Origin of the sequence: Pseudoalteromonas sp. APC 3250 (genome assembly GCF_030407915.1) — a bacterium.
Classification (GTDB): Bacteria; Pseudomonadota; Gammaproteobacteria; order Enterobacterales; family Alteromonadaceae; genus Pseudoalteromonas; species Pseudoalteromonas tetraodonis.
Genome location: NZ_JASDCM010000045.1, coordinates 1 through 667 on the forward strand (window position 1 = coordinate 1; position 667 = coordinate 667).

The following is a 667-nucleotide window of genomic DNA, read 5'->3' on the forward strand; positions in this document are numbered from 1 at the left end:
AGAATGGTGGGTCATGATGGACTTGAACCATCGACCAATGGATTAAAAGTCCACTGCTCTACCAACTGAGCTAATGACCCGCTCTGGTTTACTTATAAAAAGTAAGTGCGCGTAAATCCGCCGATTAGACCATTCTAAATATAAAAAAGAATGGTGGGTCATGATGGACTTGAACCATCGACCAATGGATTAAAAGTCCACTGCTCTACCAACTGAGCTAATGACCCGCTCTGGTTTACTTATAAAAAGTAAGTACGCGTAAATCCGCCGATTAGGCCATTCTAATATAAAAAGAATGGTGGGTCATGATGGACTTGAACCATCGACCAATGGATTAAAAGTCCACTGCTCTACCAACTGAGCTAATGACCCGCTCTGATTTACTTATAAAAGTAAGTACGCGTAAATCCGCCGATTATAACCATTCAATAGAGAATGGTGGGTCATGATGGACTTGAACCATCGACCAATGGATTAAAAGTCCACTGCTCTACCAACTGAGCTAATGACCCGCTCTGGTTTACTTATAAAAAGTAAGTGCGCGTAAACCCGCCGATTAAGACCAAAATTTATTAACAATAAAGGATGGTGGGTCATGATGGACTTGAACCATCGACCAATGGATTAAAAGTCCACTGCTCTACCAACTGAGCTAATGACCCGCTCT

General features: G+C 42.0%; 5 tRNA genes. All 5 read right to left on the reverse strand.

Annotation, left to right across the window (positions count from 1 at the left end):
• Positions 1-4 precede the first annotated feature (4 nt).
• The 5 genes from QL986_RS18810 to QL986_RS18830 all read right to left on the reverse strand — a co-directional run bounded on the left by QL986_RS18810 (position 5) and on the right by QL986_RS18830 (position 662).
• Positions 5-80: transfer RNA gene (locus QL986_RS18810), tRNA-Lys, on the reverse strand.
• A gap of 71 nt (positions 81-151) precedes the next feature.
• Positions 152-227, reverse strand: a tRNA-Lys gene (locus QL986_RS18815).
• 69 nt (positions 228-296) lie between these two features.
• A tRNA-Lys gene (locus QL986_RS18820) sits at positions 297-372 on the reverse strand.
• 64 nt (positions 373-436) lie between these two features.
• Positions 437-512 (reverse strand) — tRNA-Lys (locus QL986_RS18825).
• Positions 513-586: 74 nt separating this feature from the next.
• Positions 587-662 (reverse strand) — tRNA-Lys (locus QL986_RS18830).
• Between the last annotated feature and the right edge of the window lie 5 nt (positions 663-667).